Origin of the sequence: Streptococcus sp. Marseille-Q5986 (assembly GCF_946902915.1) — a bacterium.
In the GTDB taxonomy this organism is placed as follows: Bacteria; Bacillota; Bacilli; order Lactobacillales; family Streptococcaceae; genus Streptococcus.
On record NZ_CAMPPY010000008.1, the window covers coordinates 19,473 to 37,556 of the forward strand.

The following is an 18,084-nucleotide window of genomic DNA, read 5'->3' on the forward strand; positions in this document are numbered from 1 at the left end:
CCTAATCCTTTTCTATTTCTTGCCAAGTGATAATAGCCTGTGCATTGGTAACACCGTCGCTTGTAATCTCATGCTTGCTTTCCAGTCCAGTCCGCTCAACAGCCGATGTAATCACCCCACCTGGTCGAACTTCCTTGACATACTTGAGGTTGATTTTCTTGGGAACATATTGGGTCAAAAAATCTGCTCCCATGACCTCAAAAATCCAGTCCAGGTATTTACTGTTATTAACATGACCATTCATATCCAAATCGTAAAAACGAACATGGTAATCCTTGCTGACAGGCTCTTCCAAGAGCTCATACTTTGGACCACGAATGAGCTTTTTATCAAAATCAGACTGGTAAGGAGCCACAATCTCGGGTTCGACAGCATGGACTTTTCGACTATCTCGATCCATCAGAACAAAGGTCGCCATCATGTGGATGAGCTCCTGCCCTGATTCATCATAAATGGTAAATCGACGGTAGCAAAAGAGCCGATTGTAGCTCAAAGCTTCCGTTTCGATGGTAATTTCTTCCGCAAAACGAGGCAAATGAGCCACCTCAATATCATAATCTGTGATAATCCAGACCAGATTATGCTCTTCCAAAATGACCTTATCACTAACTCCCAGTTCAATCGACTGCATCCCTGAAACTTGCAGGGACAGCAAAATCACATCTGGAAGTTTGATATGACCATTCATGTCAGCCATATCAAAAGGAATCTTCATTTTCATTTGATAAGTTAAGCCCATGATCCTACTCCAAAATAAATCGTTCTGCTACAGTATCTCCCAAAAAGAGACCTCTCTTTGTCATACGCACGCGGTCACCCTCTGTTTGCATGAGACCTTGTTGAACCAAGTCTCTGACAATTTGTCCATAAATTCCTTCAAAAGATCGGCCAAATTTTTCCTCAAATCGCGCCATAGAGACTCCTGATTTCTTGCGGAGTCCCAAGAACATTTCTTCTTCCATTTGCTCTTTTTGACTCAGGTATTCTTCTGTAATACGAGCATTGCCTTCCTCAACTGCACTAAGATAATGACGAATGGGACCATGGTTTTTATAGCGAACACCATCGACATAGCCAGATGCCCCAGCACCAATGCCATAGTATTCAGCATTGTCCCAATACATGAGGTTGTGGCGACTTTCAAAACCGGGTTTGGAAAAATTAGAAATCTCGTAATGCTCAAAACCTGCTCGCTCCAACTCTGCGATGATGTACTCAAACATCTCCGCTTCCAGTTCCTCCTTAGGCAGAGGTAATTTCCCACGTCGCATCCGATTCATAAAGACCGTATGGTTTTCCAAAATCAAGCTATAAAGGCTCATATGAGGAATATCAAGCGAGATAGCCTTAGCTACATTGTCCTTGACCTGAGCCATAGTTTGACCAGGTAGAGCGTAGATTAGATCGATGGAAATATTGTCAAAACCAGCGAGTTTGAGGCGGTCGATATTCTCATAAATATCCTTCTCCAAGTGACTACGCCCAATCTTTTTCAGCATTTTGTCATCAAAAGTCTGCACACCTAAGGAAACACGATTGACTGGCGACTGTTTCAAAACCGTGATTTTATCCGCGTCCAAATCGCCTGGGTTGGCCTCAATAGTCAACTCTTCTAAGGCTGACAAGTCCAGGTTTTGGGTCAAGCCATCCAAAAGCACTGCTAATTGCGAAGCTGACAGAGCCGTTGGCGTCCCTCCTCCAATATAGAGAGTTCGCAACTTTTGGATATCATAAGAACGAAATTCTTCTAGCAGATGCTCCAAATAACTATCTACTGGCTGATTTTTAATAAAAACTTTTGAAAAGTCACAATAATAACAAATCTGGGTACAAAATGGGATGTGCACATAGGCGGACGTTGTTTTTTTCTGCATGGTAATTATTATACCACAAAAGCGAACAATACTTAGAATTCCGTTTAACAAAATCCTAGCATTGTTCGCTTTCTTTATCTAAACATTCTTTTTTATTTTATGACTAACACGATTCCCAGAATCAATCTAGTTTGTCTTTATAATACAAAAGAATGAATATTCATTTGACTAAATTTTTAGTATTCTTTTTTCTTTCCAAGAGCAAGTCCGAGACCTCTTAGCATACCAAGAAGCCCTAGAGATGCAAGAGTTGCATTCGATTCTGTTCCTGTGTTTGGCAATACATTTTGAGAATCATTTGACTTAGCACCATTGTCAATAGTAGTCTGAGTATCTACCTGATCTGCATTTGGAGTTGTTGGTGCAGGTGTATCTTGACCAGAACCTCCATTAGTAGCAGGTGGGACTGGCGCAACTGGAATCGTATTTGTATTTGGACCTACTTTTCTGAAAATGTGGATCATTACTGGTTCATTTTCATCAATCATTGTTCTTACAAATTCATATCCTGGAATTAATCCATGTTCAGCACCCTTTTCATTACCTGTCTTAACGAATGGTTTCAATACATTTCCATCTTCATCAATCCAGAGAACCTCAATCATTAGCTCTGGCAATTTAATTGAATCCGCTAATACACCGTTTTCAAAAATTGTTACATTAGGAACTCCCACAGCTGGTTTACCTGGTTCCGTAATCTTACCTGTACCTGAGAGTTTACCTTCTGGGAGGTCACTGTTTGGTACTGTACCTTTTCCATCTTCACCTGGCATTTCTACCTTAGTTCCTGATGGGTATGTTAAGCCATCTGGTTTCTTCGGTGGTACTGTAACATCACCTGTCTTAGGAGCTTGTTCTAACTCAACTGTTGGTTCTTTACTTGTTCCATAAGTTCGAACTGTTGTTGGAGTTACCTGACCTGTTTTGGAATCAACTTCATAGGTAGTGGTATCAATCACATCACGACCTTCAGAATCTTTAGATTGTTCAACCTTAGTTTTAGCACCAATTTTAACGACTGGGTTACCAACGTGTTCTGTGATGTGACCATCGTTTGGATCTACATCGTAAGTGGTGGTAGTTACTGTTTTACCTTTTTCACCCTCAGTACGCTGATCTGGTGTACCGAAGTCTTTTTCAACATCTTTAACGTATTCTACTTCAGGTTCAATCGGAGCTTCTACGACTTTGTCTTTGGCACCAACTTTAACAAGTTTTGGTGTTGTTGTTACTATCTTACCTTCAGATCCATTATTAGTAACCGTGTTAGTTCCTACATCTCTGGTTTTATCTGCTTCATACCGCGTTGTTACCGGAATTATTTTAGTTACAACTTTAGATTTGACACCATTTGGATTGACAATGTCTTTTCTTACTGTTGGAGGGAGGGTACCGGTACTTGCATTGACCGCGTAAGTGGTTGTCTTCTTAACTACATCATCGCCTTCATCTATCCCCTGTTGAGGATTTCCTCCGGTCCCCAGAGTTATATCAACTCCTATATCTTTCGCATCATTTGTTCCACGAAATGCCAACACTTGTGCAGTTCCATTTGGTAAATATAAAAAATCACTCTTAGTTTCATACAACACAGCATCCAGTCCACTGGATGTATGATAACTTTTCTTCCTTTCCCAATAAAGTCCCAATTCCTTATTCATCATCATATATTCATAACGTGGTTTCCTATCACCATTCTTTTTATATAACTCTGATTCTGTTAAGGGTTTCTTATAATCCAACACTCTATCAATGTAATGATTATCACGGTAGGACAATTCCATGAACATAATCATATCGCGTCCACTTACATTCTATTTTAATCTTTCATCTGGCTTTTTTTTACTGTCAATAATACCATCACCATCAGTATCTTCTAATAAGGGATGACTATTATAGCCTACATACTTTTCCCCGCCTTTTTCATAAATATAAAGTTCTTCTTTATCCTTCAAATAATCATCATCTGTATAAGCTTCTGAACTTAACTCAGGGCCGTTTAATAACAAACTGTCAAGCTTATCACCTTCTGAACCGATTACTCCTGCTTTTATTTGCTTAGCGTACTCATCAGTTAATTCATATTTTTTAATATTGGAAGGATTTGATGCTGCTCTCACCTCTGAAGTACTTGATCTGTCTTCACCCGCCACGGAAGCCCTTGTGGTCAAGCTATTATTTTCCTTATCCCCAGATATGCCGAGTTCTGTAGTCCTTGTAGATCCTATTGGAACATCTCTGGTATCTAACTCAGAAGAAGGATTATCTTGATTATCTGGTATATGTTGAACTTCTTCTCTTTTCTCCACAGAAGATAGAGAATTTTCCGTAGAAGCAAGCACTCCCTAAGATGGTGTAAACAAGGCAATTCCTATTAATACAGAAGCACTCCAACAGAAAACTTTCGAATCGAAAAACGTTGGCGTTTATTAAAAATGTCTTTCATTTTACCAACTTTCTTTCTAGCTATTTTTTACAAAATAGAGGCTTCTACTATTTTCCCTTGACAAAATACTAAATCGTTTCTTGACTAAAATTTCAGAGCTTTTCCTCTACTTGATCATAAACTATCACATTGATTTCTAATCATAGAAAAATGGATGGCTTAATGTTAATAAAATATCAGTAAAATATAAAAAAATGTAAATATTTTACTTTCAACAATGCCATTATACCATAAAAAATCTTGACACTCATGTGTTTTTAAAAAGGTTTGTCAAAAAGTCTTCAAAATCATAAAAAACGCATAATATCAGGCATTTACAGTCCTTGATACTATGCGTTTTATCTTACACAATTTACTAGATTTGCGACTACTATTGAATTTTTTTCCCTCTCTGTCAAATCTAGATTTTTTCTTCTTTGATATCAATCACAATCTCTTCTGATTCATCAAGAGTTTCGGCCTTTTCTTGCCATTGCTCCTTGAGATTATTGAATTGATTTTTTGAGGCTTCTGTCGCTTGACGGGCGCATGATTTGGCTTGAGCAAGTACACTGTCCACAGTGATTTCACCTGACTCAACCTGTTCTTTGGTTCTCAGAACAAAATCTGTAGCCTGCTCCTTAACTTCTGTCAGTTTTTCACAGACCTGCTCCTTGGCATACTCAGGATCTTCTCTCAAATCATCTAGAAAATCTTGAGCCTGACTGCAAACTTGTTTGCCCTTATCGCTTGTTAAAAACAAGGCAAGAGCTGCACCTGAAACGGTTCCTAAAAGGATAGAGGATAGTTTACCCATAAGGATTCTCCTTTTTTATTTTTTTAAAAATTTACTTGCAAGACGAAGAGCTGACAAACTTGCCCCAGTCTTGAGTGTTTTTGAACCAGCTGATGAAGCTTTCTTGCTCAAGACACGCGCATGGTCATTGAGATCTGAAACGGATAGAGACAAATCTGCAACAGCACTAAAGAGTGGATCAATCGTTGCCACCTTGACATTGATATCATCTGCCAAGACATTAACCTTAGCCAGCAACTCATTAGTATGATGCAAGGTCACATCTACATCTGAAGTCAAGGTTTTAATCGTCTTTTCTGTTTCATCAATCACACGTCCGAGCTTTTGCACAGTAATGATTAGATAGACCAAAAAGACAATCAAAGCTAGAGCAACAAGAATATATGCAACTTCTAACATTTAGTTTTCCTCCTCTGTAATATAGTAAGGGGCCTTCTTTCGATTTTGATAAATAACGATCATTATACCGAGACCGATAAGGACAACTGATAGCCATTGAGACACTCGAAGACCAAAGAACATGAGACTATCTGTCCGCATGCCTTCAATAACCATGCGACCGAAACCATACCAAATCAAGTAAAAAGCAGTGATATGACCTCGTCTGAGACTCTTCCATTTTCGTCTCAATATCAAAATCAAGCCAAAGCCAAGCAGATTCCATAGAGACTCATAAAGGAAGGTCGGTTGACGATAACTCCCCTCTATATACATCTGGTCACGGATAAAGCCAGGTAGATAATCCAGATTATCCACTGCTGCACCATAGGCTTCTTGGTTAAAGAAATTGCCCCAGCGACCCAAACTTTGGGCTATCATGACGCTAGGCGCTGCAATATCTAGAAAATCCCAAGTATTGATGAGTTTACGATCAGCAAAGATATAAAGTACAAGGGCACCAGTTATCAAACCACCGTAAATGGCCAAACCACCATTCCAAATGGCAAAAATTTCTCCCAAATTCTGACTATAGTAATCAAAACGGAAAATGACATAGTAGAGACGAGCTCCTAAAATAGCCAGAGGAAAGGCTATCAAGATAAAATCTAAAATATCGTCTGGTATGATCTTCTTTCTAGGCGCTTCTTTCATGGTCAAATAAACCGCAAGAATCAAACCTGTAACAATACATAAGGCATACCAACGAATGGCTAGAGGTCCTAGATGAATAGCAATTGGATCAAGCATTAGGCACCTCGTTTTGAGCAATAAGATTTGTCAAGCGTTCTTCGAACAAACGGGTCGCATCAAAGCCCATTTCCTTGGCACGATAATTCATGGCGGCTGCCTCAATCACGACAGAGATATTACGACCTGTTTTAACTGGGATGCGGATACGAGGAATGGCTACGCCAGAAATTTCTAATTCCTCTGCATTGTTTCCAAGTCGATCAAAGGTCTTATGCGTATCGTAATTTTCCAAATAGACAGCAAGCTGAACCTGTGAAGAATCCTTGACAGCACTCGCACCGTAGAGACTCATGACATCGATAATCCCAACCCCACGAATTTCAATCAAGTGTTTCAAAATTTCAGCTGGTTCACCCCAGAGAGTAATCTCATCCTTGGCAAAGATATCGACACGGTCATCGGCTACCAAACGGTGACCACGTTTGACAAGCTCAAGACCTGTCTCGCTCTTACCAATTCCACTATCTCCCTGAATCAAGACGCCCATCCCATAAATATCCATCAAGACACCGTGCACACTGGTACGTTCTGCCAAACGTGAATCCAGATAACTAGATAATTCTCCAGATAAACGACTTGTCGCTGTACGGCTGGTTAAAATAGCAATCTTACATTCTCTGGCTGCCTTTAACATCTCCTCTGGAACCACCAAACCACGGGCCACAATGACCGCAGGTGTCTCAGGTAGAAACATTTTTTTCAAAACTTCATAACGGCTGTTGGAAGGCATGCTGATCAGATAAGACCACTCCTTCATCCCCAAGAGCTGGATCCGCTCTGGCGTGTAGTAGTCAAAATAACCTGTCATTTCAAGACCAGGTCGCGTAATGTCCGCTGTATTGATTTCCTTTTCAAGCAATTCTGGTTCGCCATAGACAATGTCTAGTCTAAGCTTTTCAATCACTTCTTTTACTAAAACCGACATCATTTCCTCCTTCAATCGAGTTCTTCCCTCTATTATATCAAATTGTAGGAGGATATTTCAGATTTTTGCAGGATTTATAGTATTTATTTAAAAGAAAAAGGACTAGATTTCTCTAGCCTTTCATTTCAATTAGAATTTTTTACGTTTACGAGCTGCTTCTGATTTACGTTTACGTTTTACAGAAGGTTTTTCATAGAATTCACGTTTGCGTGTTTCTTGAAGAGTACCAGCTTTAGTAACCGCACGTTTGAAACGACGAAGTGCGTCGTCAAGAGATTCATTCTTACGTACTACTGTTTTAGACATTTTTTTCACTCCCTTCAAGTTCAATATCTATTTTATTCTACACGTAAAAGGAATAATTGTCAAGCAAAAATGCGGTTTAATTTTGATTTTTTCTTCCATTTATACAAGAGTTGAAAGCGTTCAATAGAACATTGCTTTTTATTTTTCAAGTAAGCTAAGCGCTTCAGCATCTGCAATGATGGTCACATCAGGGTGATTTTGGAGGCTACTTGCTGGTAGATTCTCAGTCACTGGACCAGACACTGTTCCGGCAATGGCTTCTGCTTTTGATTCACCGTAAGCAAAAAGAAGGATTGACTTGGCATCCAAAATGTTTTTAATCCCCATTGAAATAGCTTGGGTTGGGACGTCTTCAATCTTGTCAAAGAAGCGCGCATTGGCTTCAATAGTAGACTGGTCCAGTTCTACCAGATGCGTTTGACTGTCAAATGGAGTACCAGGCTCATTAAAGCCGATATGCCCATTGCGACCGATTCCCAAGATTTGGAGTTCAACTGGATGATCAGCCAAAATTTGGTTGTAGCGTTCAACTTCAGCTTCAGCATTGTCCTTAACACCACGAGGCAAGAAACTTTCTTTAAATGGTTTTTGGTTGAACAAATTTTCTTGCATGAAGTGACGGTAAGACTGAGGATTGTCGCCATCAAGACCTACATACTCATCAAGGTTGACACTGGTTAGATTTGAAAAATCAAGGTCACTTTCAACAATTTCCTTGTAAAATTCAAGTGGGCTACTTCCTGTCGCAAGTCCTAGGGTTTGAGCGCCGTTGGCCAATTTTTCCTTCAAAATCTCAAAAGCAACTTTTCCACCTTCGATTTGGTTTTCAACTTTAATAACTTTCATCTTTTCATCCTCCATTTCTATCTATATTTATTATATGGTATAGACCAATTTTTGTCAAGTGAAAACGATTTAATTCTAAAAAAAGAGCGACTATACTTGAAACATGTTATAATGGATAGGATTAGAACTTAGAAAGAATGAACAGATATATGAATACAGCTGATTTTGATTTCCACTTGCCAGAGGAATTGATTGCCCAAACACCCCTTGAAAAACGGGATGCCTCTAAACTCCTCATCGTCAACCGTGAGACGAGAAAAATGCAGGATAAACACTTCCACTCAATTATTGATATGCTGGAACCTGGTGATGCCCTTGTTATGAATGACACCCGAGTTCTCCCTGCCCGCCTCTATGGTCAAAAGGAAGAAACTGGAGGTCATGTGGAACTTCTCCTGCTCAAAAATACTGCTGGAGATGAGTGGGAAGTTCTTGCTAAACCTGCCAAACGCCTCAAGGTCGGTACTCGTATCCGCTTTGGTGATGGTCGCCTCAGCGCTGTCGTTACAGAAGAATTGACCCACGGGGGACGCATTGTCCGCTTTGAATACCAAGGAATTTTCCTAGAAGTCTTGGAAAGTCTGGGAGAAATGCCTCTACCACCTTATATCCACGAAAAACTGGATGACCGTGAACGCTATCAAACGGTCTACGCTAAAGAAAGTGGCTCTGCTGCAGCACCGACTGCTGGTCTTCACTTCACCAAAGAACTGCTAGCAGAAATCCAAGCTAAGAGTGTCCATCTGGTCTATCTGACTCTCCATGTCGGACTCGGAACCTTTAGACCCGTTTCAGTTGACAATCTGGACGAACACGAAATGCACTCAGAATTCTACCAACTTTCTGAGGAGGCAGCTAGCACCCTTCGCTCTGTCAAAGAAAATGGTGGTCGTGTCATTGCTGTCGGAACCACTTCTATCCGCACCTTGGAGACTATTGGTTCCAAGTTTGATGGACAAATCCAAGCAGATTCTGGCTGGACCAATATCTTTATCAAGCCTGGTTACGAATGGAAGGTTGTTGATGCCTTTTCAACCAATTTCCACCTGCCAAAATCAACTCTGGTCATGTTGGTTTCTGCCTTTGCCGGTCGTGAATTAGTCTTAGATGCTTATCACCATGCTATCCAAGAACACTACCGCTTCTTCAGTTTTGGCGATGCCATGTTTATCTATTAATTTACATAATCAAAAAACGCATAGTATCAGGCATTATAAAACCTTGATAGTATGCGTTTTGTTATGGATAAAGAAGGTGTTAGTCTTTTCTCAAGCTCTGAACACTGGCATTGATTACCGCGCCGACAATCAAAATCTTAGCGATGAGAATAAACCAGAACATCATGACCACCACGACAACGGAACTGAAGAAACGAACGTCCACGAGGTGATTAACATAGTTGTTGACATAGACTGAAAAGATATTGAGCAGGAAGACCAAGGTCAACAAGACAAAGGCACTTCCTGGCAATACATGTCGAATTCGTCGCACCTTGACATTGGGCAGGAAATAATAAAGCATGACCAAGATGGCAAAAATCAAGGCATAGACCAAGGGACCTGTTAGGTCTTGCAGATAATCAAAGAGAGGACTATCTGATTTCCAGTAGCTTTTGATAAGGTTGAGGAGCATGCGGCCAAAAACACTCAGAAAGAGAGCCAAGGCAAAGAGAATCTGCAATCCGAAACTGACAAACAAACTCATGAGCTGATGGGAAATCATTCCACGATTTTTTGCTACTCCGTAAGCTTTATTAAAGGCTTTCTGTAGGAAATTCATGGATTTTGAAAAGGTCCAGAGGGCTGACAAAACCGCAAAACTCAATAAGCCTGTTGAAGGTTGTGTCAGCACTTCTGTAATAATCTTTGCCACCACATCATAGACCGTATCCGGCAAAAATTCATTGACAACCTTCAAAAAATTGGAAACTGGAATCTGAAAATAAGGGAGGATATTGACTACCACCAAAAGCAGGGGAAAAATCGAAATCAACCAATAGTAGGCTACTGCGACACTGGTCAGCTCACTATCTGAAGCTTGATAATAATGTAAAAAAGCTTTTACTAAAGGCTTGTCTATCAGCTCTTTCCACCACTTCTTCATGTCACACTCCTTCACTTACAATCTTGATTAATTTTTTCTTACCAATTCCATCATATCATAAGGCAGGGTATTGGCAGCTTCCTTCAAGGAATAGTTCTCTAAGTTATTCACATTTTGCCGTAAGTTCTTGGCATACTTAGTCGTAATCAATCGTTTCTCTTCATATTCGAAAATCAATTTACGCTCTAAGTAATAGCCTCTCAGCATTTCATCGATATTGTTAGGCTTGACACGATTGATAACCCGTTCGACAAAGGCACCACTGCTGATAATAGCTGTTTCACGGAGACGAGAATCCTGCATGAAGCTAATCAAGGAACTCTTATAAACCCCTTTTAGATTCTCCAAACTTTCGATAATCATCTCTGTATTTTCTAGATAGAGCTCTGCAATTTGATCATAGTCAAGAGCTCTGAGTTTCTTAGATTCTTCATTTTTCCAACTGCGGAAGGTCTTGCCAAAGGTAAAGACTTCATGAAGGAGAAAACGTAAAATCCGCAAGGAAACAAGGAAATAATAGGTCACTCGTGAAGCAAACTTGCGATTGATACCTTGTTCCATGTTTTTCAGATAACGTTGGTAAACCCGATAAGCACGCTCACTCATCTTGCCTTCCTCGTAAGCCTGTTCCAATCCATCGCTTTCAATACTGAGGATAAGAAGTTTCAAGGCCTCCCAGTCTTCTTGAGCTCCCTTATTTTCTTGACTCAGGATGAGATTTTCAATACGTCCATGATAATTGTCAATGGCTGCATAGAGGGGAAGTTTATTTCTGGTATCTTCCAACTCTTTTTCCAACTCTATCGTCACTTCATTTAAAATGGCGATATGCATGAGATAGTCCTTGCTTTCTTCCTGTTCATCAGAAAGATGAGGTAAGACCAAGAGACCTGTTAAAAAGCTGACAAGCGTGACACCTGCGACAAGGAAAAGTAAGAGAGGATACTCCTGCTCTAAATCACTTGGTATCAGAAGAATTGTAGCAATCGACACCGTTCCCTTGACGCCTGAAAAGGTCAAGAGAAGCATATCTTTCATATACTTATTCAGTTTTTTCTTGAGGCGGCGTGTCTTGGAGGCATAATAGCCATAAATCATGACAAAACGAATGGCAAAGAGGACAAAGGTAAGGGCGACAAGAGATACCAGCAAGAGTAAGGGATTATAGATGGGATTGGTTAAAATAGGTTCTGCTATCATTTCCAACTCCATTCCCAAAATCACAAAGACAGAACCGTTGAGCATGAAGGTTACTGTATGCCAGACTGTCTCGGTCACCGTATCCACTTGGGCTTCGAGAAGCGTGATTTTCTTAAAACGGCTTGCCTTCAAAATCCCCGCAACTACAACAGCAATAATCCCTGAGACGTGTACCTCTTCTGCTAAAAAGAAGGTCAACAGAGGCAAACTCAATTCCAGAAGGAGCTCACTGGCAATATCCGTTGCGCGGACACTTAGCAAGAAGCTATGGAGGAAGCGGTTGGTCATGGCTGTTAAAAAGCCAATCAGAAAACCACCTAGAATTGAAAAGATGAGCGAGCTCCCAGCTTGGCCAAGCGAAAAGGTTCCTGTTGTCCAAGCCGCCAAGGCAACTTGAAAGGCCACCAAGCCAGAAGCATCATTCAAGAGTCCTTCACCTTTAAGGATATTGGAGACACGTTTAGGAAAGCTAAAGCGCTCCGAAAGAGAGGCAAAGGCCACCAAGTCCGTTGGCCCAAGAGCCGCCCCAACAGCCAAACAAGCTGCCAAGGGAAGGCTAAGCCAAAGAAGATGGGCTAAGCCACCCAAACTCAGGGTCGAGATAAAAATCACTGGAAATATGAGATAAACAATGATTCGCCAGTGTTTAAAAATAGCTGTAATATCCGCTTCTTCCGACTCTCGGAAAAGCAAGGGTCCGATAACCAAGGCCAAAAATAACTCTGTATTAAGGTGAAAGTCGGCATTGGGTAAAAAGAGACCAATCACAATTCCAAAAAGAATTTGAACCAAAGGGAGAGGCAAAAAGGGCAGGAGCTTATTGATTGTACTTGAAACAATCAAGACAAGTAAAAATAGGATGAGGTAAATCAGTAATTCCACGCAATTCCTCCTTAGTCTTTTTTACAACAGGATTCAAATATCTCCTTCTGCTCTTTGATTTTTTGGTCAATCTTGGAACAGTCTTTGTGCTCAATTTTTCTCTGGCACCGTTCCATTTCAAGAGCAACTAATTTTTTCTTGATTTTAAGCATTTTTTTGCTCATATGCGCTTGGTCTAGCACGCCCACTGCACGTTCGTGGTGGATTGACTCGACAAATTTCTGGCGCATGGTATCCAGCTTTTCACGTAGGTATTGTTTATCCATGTCTATCTCTCTAATTTTTCAATCATAACTAAAAAGGGCGGGTTGTTAACTTGGTTCAGGGTTCGGTAAATGGCAGCTGTGTACTCTTGTTGATTCAACTGGCTAACAAAATCCAAGACAGCATCCCGCTCGAGGTCTCCTCCTTCATGACCATAGTAGATCATAATAGCAATCCGTCCCCCTTTGACAAGCAAATGGCACAACTTTTCTAATGCTTCAATAGTTGTCTGCGGTTGGGTAATGACAGATTTATCAGCCGACGGTAGATAGCCCAGATTAAAAATTCCTGCCTTGGCTTCTGTCACAAACTGATCCAGTGTCTCATGGCCTCGCAAGATTAGCTGGGCATTTGTCATTTCAGCCTGTTCCAAACGCTCTTTGGTCTTTTCCAAGGCTTGTTCCTGAATATCAAAGGCATAGACTTGTTTAGCTAGCTTGGCTAAAAAAAGGGTATCGTGGCCATTTCCCATGGTTGCATCCACTACGACATCCTCTTTTGTCACTACTTCAGCCAAAAAATCATGTGCCATCTCAAGTGGTCTTTTCATTTTTAAACTCCTATTTTACAGCCTTGCATCCTTGCACGCTTCCGCGACGTCGCATTTCAGTTTCAATAGCATTTAGCACTTCCCATTTATTGAGGCTCCACATAGGACCAATCAGCATATCTCTCGGTGCATCTCCGGTAATTCGGTGGATGACGATATGCTTGGGGATGATTTCCAGTTGGTCACAGATGACTTTGATATACTCGTCCTGACTCATCAGTTGCAAACGCCCCTCGTGATAATCCCGTTGCATACGCGTATTGGTCATAAGATGAAGTAAATGCAGTTTAATCCCTTGAATATCATTATCAGTGACACAGCGGCGGACATTTTCAATCATCATCTCATGGGTTTCACCGGGCAAACCATTGATCAAATGAGAAACAATCTCAATCTTGGGATACTTTCTCAAACGCTTGACCGTTTCTACGTACAATTCATAGGAATGGGCGCGGTTAATCAAGTCAGAGGTTGCTTCATAAGTGGTCTGCAAGCCCAATTCAACCGTTACATGCATGCGCTCCGACAACTCAGCCAAATATTCGATGGTTTCATCTGGCAGACAGTCTGGCCGTGTTCCAATATTGATTCCAACTACACCTGGCTCATTGATCGCCTGCTCGTAACGTTCCCGAATCACTTCCGCCTTTTCATGGGTGTTGGTAAAATTTTGAAAATAAACCAGATACTTCTGAACATCTGGCCACTTGCGGTGCATAAAGTCAATTTCCTTATAAAATTGCTCACGAATAGGGGCATCCGGTGCTACAATAGCATCTCCAGAACCAGAAACCGTACAAAAAGTACAGCCTCCATGAGCCACAGTTCCATCACGATTGGGACAGTCAAATCCCGCATCAATAGGGACTTTAAAGGTCTTTTCTCCAAAGAGTTTTCGATAATAATCATTCAAGGTATTATAAGGTTTCATAACCTTCATTATAACAAAAAATACCCACAATCTCAAAAGCCTGACTTTCCTATAAATTCCTCTGTTTCTCGTTTCCTTTAGAGTTTTTTTATGATACAATATAGGTATGATTTTAATGAAAATAGCATCTATTTTATTGTTGATATTAACTTTGGTGGTTTGCTTTATTGTCTCCAAACTGTTCGGACTTAGGAAAATAGGGTTTAATTTCGCAGATTTAGCTTTTCCACTTTTGATATTTGAGTATTATCTGATTACTGCTAAAGCCTTTACCCACAACTTTCTACCGCGACTTGGTGTCGCACTTTCTCTCCTAGCAATCCTCCTTGTAGTCTTTTTCCTTATCAAAAAACGAAGTTTTTATTACCCTAAATTCATTAAATTCTTCTGGAGAGCTAGTTTTCTCCTAACCTTAATCATCTACATAGCAATGATTGTTGAATTGATGATGGTAAAATGATTACCAACCCAGAGTATTTAAATGCTGGGTCTTTCTTTTACTCCTATACCTACAAAAAAACCTAGGACAATAGTCTCTTATCCCCAAAAAAGCAACGGATTTGCCGTTGCTTTTTGCATGGTTACGATAGTCTTGGTAAAATAGAACTGCACAATACACCATTTAGAAAGGCTATCTTATGCATATTCACTATAACAAAAATCAAACAACTTTACCACTAGAAATCCGTTCTTTCTTGCCACAAGACCATCTCGTCTTTATTATCTGAATACCTTGGAAGATAGTCCTTTCCCTACCTTCTATCATGCCTCTGCTCACCCGTCTTAGCACCCTAAAATGCTTGTATCTACTCTTCTATTTGCCTCTTCACAAGGGATTTTCTCTGCTCGAAAAATTGAAAAAATGATGATTGAAAATCTCGCCATGCAGTACCTAACAGGGCAGTTGGTTGTTAGCTATCGCACCATCAAGCGTTTTCGTGTCGCCGAAGGGATGGAAGAACTCATTCGTGATCTTTTCATCGACCTCAATCTTCGTTTAAAAATGGAAGAGTTAGTGATCTTAGATTGTTTGTGTATTGACGGGACTAAGATTGAAGCCAATGCCAACAAGTATCGTTTCGTGTGGAAAAAAGCAAGGGACAAGTTTTCCGTCAAACTGCAAGAACAGATACAGATGCCACTTTTATGCGGATGAAAGAAGATCATATGAAAAATGACCCACTCAAGGCTGCTTATCATCTTCAAATCGCTACTGAAAACCAATTTCTTCTTCACTATGATGTCTTCTCAAATCCGACAGATACCAAGACTCTTCTCCCCTTACTTGAAACCCCTAAAGACAGTTGTCGCAGATGCTGGATATGGAAGTGAAGAGAGCCTCCTTCGTTTAGATGAAAAGGAGGTGAACCATCTGATGAAATATGCCATGTTTGATAAGGAACAAAAGAGAAGGTATACACAGTCAGCTAGAAACTTAGGGAATTGGTACTATAATGGCAAGGAGGATAGCTATACACATCCTGATGGTTGGTGTTATCGTTTTCGCCCCATCAAACATCAGAAAACAGAGACGGACTTTCAAGAGGAAATCAAGGTTTACTATGCTGATGAATCTGAATCAGCTCCTCAAAAGGGACTGTATAGGAATGAACGCTATCAGCACTTAAAAACTAAAGAATGCCAGGCGCTTTTATCTCCCCAAGGTAGACAGATTTTCGCTCAACGTAAGATTGATGTGGAACCTGTTTTTGGACAGATAAAGGCTTGTTTGGGGTACAAGAGAGGGAATCTGAGAGGGATGCGTCAAGTGAGAATTGACATGGGATTGGTACTTATGGCAAATAAGCTCCTAAAATACAATAAGAGAGCCCTTAAAATGAAAAAGCTAGAGTTCTGCAATTGGAAATCTCTAGCTTTTTTGTGGTTGAGAACTATTTTGTCCTAGGTTCATTAATTACTCAGATTGTTATACAAATAAGTAAATTTCCTGAACTACGACACAGAGTTTAGCAAATCGATTTCATTTGCCAAACGAGGTTAGTGAGGCAGTTCGCCAGTTCACCTCCTTACTATTACGACGGCAAAGTCCATGAATCGATATCATTCGTGGACTTTGCCTAGTGAAGCGTTTAGGTAGACTACCATAGCAGTTACCGTCAAATGACAGTAACTTTATGTTGCTAGTCATTTGTAACGATTTACATCTTCTCTTCCAACTCTACATCTGGATACTTGTCCGCAAACCAGCGGAGGGCAAACTCATTTTCAAAGAGGAAGACTGGTTGGTCGAAACGGTCTTTGGCCAAGATATTGCGGCTTGATGACATGCGCTCGTCCAAATCCTCTGACTTGATCCAACGAACGGTCTTTTTACCCATTGGGCTCATGACCACTTCCGCATTGTACTCGCCTTCCATGCGGTGCTTAAAGACTTCAAACTGGAGTTGACCCACAGCCCCTAGCATGTACTCGCCAGTTTGGTAATTCTTATAAAGCTGAATGGCTCCCTCTTGCACCAATTGCTCAATCCCCTTGTGGAAGGATTTTTGCTTCATGACGTTCTTAGCAGAAACTTTCATAAAAATCTCAGGTGTAAAGGTTGGCAGTGGTTCAAATTCAAACTTGTTTTTTCCAACCGTCAAGGTATCTCCAACTTGATAAGTACCGGTATCGTAAACTCCGATGATATCACCTGCTACGGCATTAGTGACATTTTCACGACTTTCGGCCATAAACTGAGTGACATTAGATAGTTTGGCAGTCTTACCAGTACGAGGCAAATTGACACTCATACCGCGCTCAAATTCACCTGATACGATACGGACAAAGGCGATACGGTCCCGGTGACGAGGGTCCATGTTGGCTTGGATTTTAAAAACAAATCCTGAGAAATCCTTGTCATAAGGATCCACAATTTCGCCGTCTGTTTTCTTGTGTCCATGAGGTTCTGGAGCAAACTTGAGGAAGGTCTCAAGGAAGGTCTGCACCCCAAAGTTCGTCAGAGCTGAACCGAAGAAGACCGGAGTCAGTTCTCCAGCAAGAATAGCTTCTTCTGAAAATTCATTTCCTGCTTCTTCAAGGAGTTCGATATCGTCCTTAACCTGAGCGTAGAAAGGATTGTTACCAAATAGCTTATCCCCTTCTTCCAGACTGGCAAAACGTTCATCCCCTTTATAAAGTTCCAAACGTTGGTTATAAAGGTCATACAAGCCTTCGAAGGCTTTCCCCATCCCGATTGGCCAGTTCATCGGGTAGCTCGCAATACCCAAGACTTCTTCCAATTCTTGCAAGAGGTCCAGCGGCTCACGACCATCACGGTCCAGCTTGTTCATAAAGGTAAAGACTGGAATGCCACGGTGCTTCACAACCTCAAACAGTTTCTTGGTTTGAGCCTCGATACCCTTGGCAGAATCCACGACCATAACTGCAGCATCCACCGCCATCAAGGTACGATAGGTATCTTCTGAGAAGTCCTCGTGTCCTGGTGTGTCTAGGATATTCACGCGCTTGCCGGCGTAGTCAAATTGCATAACAGATGAAGTAACGGAAATCCCACGCTGCTTCTCGATATCCATCCAGTCAGACTTGGCAAAAGTCCCTGTTTTCTTTCCTTTTACGGTACCAGCCTCACGAATCTCGCCCCCAAAGTAGAGCAACTGCTCCGTAATGGTTGTTTTCCCCGCATCTGGGTGAGAGATGATGGCAAAGGTACGGCGTTTCTTAATTTCTTCTTGAATAGTCATAAGTTCTCTTTCTTTGATTCTCTATTTTTCTTGTTTCAATAGCTAAGAATGATTTCTACATTGGAT

The 18,084-nt window shown here is 40.9% G+C and carries 19 protein-coding genes and 1 pseudogene; 5 read left to right on the forward strand and 15 right to left on the reverse strand.

The window, feature by feature from the left end; genetic code table 11:
• Window position 1 precedes the first annotated feature (1 nt).
• From OVN21_RS09160 to OVN21_RS09210, 9 genes and pseudogenes are all read right to left on the reverse strand, one after another.
• Window positions 2-739, reverse strand: coding sequence for an acyl-[acyl-carrier-protein] thioesterase (locus OVN21_RS09160; protein WP_267248183.1), 738 nt, complete (start codon window positions 737-739; stop codon window positions 2-4).
• Window positions 740-743: 4 nt separating this feature from the next.
• Window positions 744-1,874 carry a radical SAM family heme chaperone HemW gene (hemW, locus tag OVN21_RS09165; RefSeq protein WP_267248184.1) on the reverse strand — a complete coding sequence of 377 codons (1,131 nt, stop codon included), beginning with the start codon at window positions 1,872-1,874 and terminating at the stop codon, window positions 744-746.
• A 176-nt stretch (window positions 1,875-2,050) separates the two neighbouring features.
• Window positions 2,051-4,320, reverse strand: a pseudogene (locus OVN21_RS09170) (YSIRK-type signal peptide-containing protein).
• Window positions 4,321-4,720: 400 nt separating this feature from the next.
• Entirely contained in the window at window positions 4,721-5,116 is a 396-nt protein-coding gene (locus OVN21_RS09185) for a YtxH domain-containing protein (RefSeq protein ID WP_267248187.1), read from the reverse strand.
• A 15-nt stretch (window positions 5,117-5,131) separates the two neighbouring features.
• Window positions 5,132-5,515 carry a DUF948 domain-containing protein gene (locus OVN21_RS09190; protein WP_050242113.1) on the reverse strand — a complete coding sequence of 128 codons (384 nt, stop codon included), beginning with the start codon at window positions 5,513-5,515 and terminating at the stop codon, window positions 5,132-5,134.
• Window positions 5,516-6,304: a prolipoprotein diacylglyceryl transferase gene (gene lgt / locus OVN21_RS09195; protein WP_267248188.1), complete on the reverse strand. Its 789-nt coding sequence runs from the start codon at window positions 6,302-6,304 to the stop codon at window positions 5,516-5,518.
• A complete protein-coding gene (hprK, locus tag OVN21_RS09200; RefSeq protein ID WP_267248189.1) occupies window positions 6,297-7,232 on the reverse strand; it encodes an HPr(Ser) kinase/phosphatase in 936 nt (311 codons plus the stop codon). The genes lgt and hprK overlap by 8 nt, the downstream gene beginning before the upstream one ends.
• 129 nt (window positions 7,233-7,361) lie before the next feature.
• Complete coding sequence (gene rpsU / locus OVN21_RS09205; RefSeq protein ID WP_000048054.1) at window positions 7,362-7,538, reverse strand: 30S ribosomal protein S21; 177 nt, start codon at window positions 7,536-7,538, stop codon at window positions 7,362-7,364.
• 138 nt (window positions 7,539-7,676) lie between these two features.
• Window positions 7,677-8,384 (reverse strand): glucosamine-6-phosphate deaminase, encoded by a 708-nt coding sequence (locus tag OVN21_RS09210; RefSeq protein ID WP_267248190.1) that lies wholly within the window; start codon window positions 8,382-8,384, stop codon window positions 7,677-7,679.
• A gap of 149 nt (window positions 8,385-8,533) precedes the next feature.
• Here OVN21_RS09210 and queA point away from each other — a divergent pair, with 149 nt between their 5' ends.
• Window positions 8,534-9,562: a tRNA preQ1(34) S-adenosylmethionine ribosyltransferase-isomerase QueA gene (gene queA / locus OVN21_RS09215; protein WP_267248191.1), complete on the forward strand. Its 1,029-nt coding sequence runs from the start codon at window positions 8,534-8,536 to the stop codon at window positions 9,560-9,562.
• Window positions 9,563-9,641: 79 nt separating this feature from the next.
• Here queA and OVN21_RS09220 read toward each other — a convergent pair whose 3' ends face one another.
• The 5 genes from OVN21_RS09220 to OVN21_RS09240 are packed head-to-tail and all read right to left on the reverse strand — an operon-like array spanning window position 9,642 to window position 14,323.
• The gene (locus OVN21_RS09220; RefSeq protein ID WP_267248192.1) at window positions 9,642-10,487 is read right to left on the reverse strand and encodes a YihY/virulence factor BrkB family protein; all 846 of its coding nucleotides are present in this window, start codon (window positions 10,485-10,487) and stop codon (window positions 9,642-9,644) included.
• A 27-nt stretch (window positions 10,488-10,514) separates the two neighbouring features.
• Window positions 10,515-12,569 carry a cation:proton antiporter gene (locus tag OVN21_RS09225; protein WP_267248193.1) on the reverse strand — a complete coding sequence of 685 codons (2,055 nt, stop codon included), beginning with the start codon at window positions 12,567-12,569 and terminating at the stop codon, window positions 10,515-10,517.
• An 11-nt stretch (window positions 12,570-12,580) separates the two neighbouring features.
• Window positions 12,581-12,835, reverse strand: a complete 255-nt coding sequence (locus tag OVN21_RS09230) for a hypothetical protein (RefSeq protein ID WP_267248194.1) — start codon at window positions 12,833-12,835, stop codon at window positions 12,581-12,583.
• A 2-nt stretch (window positions 12,836-12,837) separates the two neighbouring features.
• Window positions 12,838-13,383, reverse strand: coding sequence for a tRNA (mnm(5)s(2)U34)-methyltransferase (locus OVN21_RS09235; RefSeq protein ID WP_267248195.1), 546 nt, complete (start codon window positions 13,381-13,383; stop codon window positions 12,838-12,840).
• 10 nt (window positions 13,384-13,393) lie between these two features.
• Window positions 13,394-14,323: a TIGR01212 family radical SAM protein gene (locus OVN21_RS09240; RefSeq protein WP_267248196.1), complete on the reverse strand. Its 930-nt coding sequence runs from the start codon at window positions 14,321-14,323 to the stop codon at window positions 13,394-13,396.
• A 91-nt stretch (window positions 14,324-14,414) separates the two neighbouring features.
• Here OVN21_RS09240 and OVN21_RS09245 point away from each other — a divergent pair, with 91 nt between their 5' ends.
• From OVN21_RS09245 to OVN21_RS09260, 4 genes are all read left to right on the forward strand, one after another.
• A complete protein-coding gene (locus OVN21_RS09245; RefSeq protein WP_267248238.1) occupies window positions 14,415-14,774 on the forward strand; it encodes a DUF3397 domain-containing protein in 360 nt (119 codons plus the stop codon).
• A 336-nt stretch (window positions 14,775-15,110) separates the two neighbouring features.
• Window positions 15,111-15,470 (forward strand): transposase, encoded by a 360-nt coding sequence (locus OVN21_RS09250; RefSeq protein ID WP_267248197.1) that lies wholly within the window; start codon window positions 15,111-15,113, stop codon window positions 15,468-15,470.
• The gene (locus OVN21_RS09255; RefSeq protein WP_267246915.1) at window positions 15,467-15,646 is read left to right on the forward strand and encodes a hypothetical protein; all 180 of its coding nucleotides are present in this window, start codon (window positions 15,467-15,469) and stop codon (window positions 15,644-15,646) included. The genes OVN21_RS09250 and OVN21_RS09255 overlap by 4 nt, the downstream gene beginning before the upstream one ends.
• A complete protein-coding gene (locus OVN21_RS09260; RefSeq protein WP_267248198.1) occupies window positions 15,600-16,220 on the forward strand; it encodes a transposase in 621 nt (206 codons plus the stop codon). The genes OVN21_RS09255 and OVN21_RS09260 overlap by 47 nt, the downstream gene beginning before the upstream one ends.
• Before the next feature lie 253 nt (window positions 16,221-16,473).
• On the opposite strand, the gene OVN21_RS09265 is transcribed toward OVN21_RS09260, so the two are convergent.
• Window positions 16,474-18,018, reverse strand: coding sequence for a peptide chain release factor 3 (locus OVN21_RS09265; protein ID WP_267248199.1), 1,545 nt, complete (start codon window positions 18,016-18,018; stop codon window positions 16,474-16,476).
• Window positions 18,019-18,084 lie beyond the last annotated feature (66 nt).

Excerpts from the sequence above, each read along its gene's own strand:
- OVN21_RS09160 (WP_267248183.1), bottom strand. The coding sequence starts at position 739 with ATGGGCTTAACTTATCAAATGAAAATGAAGATTCCTTTTGATATGGCT.
- hemW (WP_267248184.1), bottom strand. The coding sequence starts at position 1,874 with ATGCAGAAAAAAACAACGTCCGCCTATGTGCACATCCCATTTTGTACC.
- OVN21_RS09185 (WP_267248187.1), bottom strand. The coding sequence starts at position 5,116 with ATGGGTAAACTATCCTCTATCCTTTTAGGAACCGTTTCAGGTGCAGCT.
- OVN21_RS09190 (WP_050242113.1), bottom strand. The coding sequence starts at position 5,515 with ATGTTAGAAGTTGCATATATTCTTGTTGCTCTAGCTTTGATTGTCTTT.
- lgt (WP_267248188.1), bottom strand. The coding sequence starts at position 6,304 with ATGCTTGATCCAATTGCTATTCATCTAGGACCTCTAGCCATTCGTTGG.
- hprK (WP_267248189.1), bottom strand. The coding sequence starts at position 7,232 with ATGTCGGTTTTAGTAAAAGAAGTGATTGAAAAGCTTAGACTAGACATT.
- rpsU (WP_000048054.1), bottom strand. The coding sequence starts at position 7,538 with ATGTCTAAAACAGTAGTACGTAAGAATGAATCTCTTGACGACGCACTT.
- OVN21_RS09210 (WP_267248190.1), bottom strand. The coding sequence starts at position 8,384 with ATGAAAGTTATTAAAGTTGAAAACCAAATCGAAGGTGGAAAAGTTGCT.
- queA (WP_267248191.1), top strand. The coding sequence starts at position 8,534 with ATGAATACAGCTGATTTTGATTTCCACTTGCCAGAGGAATTGATTGCC.
- OVN21_RS09220 (WP_267248192.1), bottom strand. The coding sequence starts at position 10,487 with ATGAAGAAGTGGTGGAAAGAGCTGATAGACAAGCCTTTAGTAAAAGCT.
- OVN21_RS09230 (WP_267248194.1), bottom strand. The coding sequence starts at position 12,835 with ATGGATAAACAATACCTACGTGAAAAGCTGGATACCATGCGCCAGAAA.
- OVN21_RS09235 (WP_267248195.1), bottom strand. The coding sequence starts at position 13,383 with ATGAAAAGACCACTTGAGATGGCACATGATTTTTTGGCTGAAGTAGTG.
- OVN21_RS09240 (WP_267248196.1), bottom strand. The coding sequence starts at position 14,323 with ATGAAGGTTATGAAACCTTATAATACCTTGAATGATTATTATCGAAAA.
- OVN21_RS09250 (WP_267248197.1), top strand. The coding sequence starts at position 15,111 with ATGCTTGTATCTACTCTTCTATTTGCCTCTTCACAAGGGATTTTCTCT.
- OVN21_RS09255 (WP_267246915.1), top strand. The coding sequence starts at position 15,467 with ATGAAAGAAGATCATATGAAAAATGACCCACTCAAGGCTGCTTATCAT.
- OVN21_RS09265 (WP_267248199.1), bottom strand. The coding sequence starts at position 18,018 with ATGACTATTCAAGAAGAAATTAAGAAACGCCGTACCTTTGCCATCATC.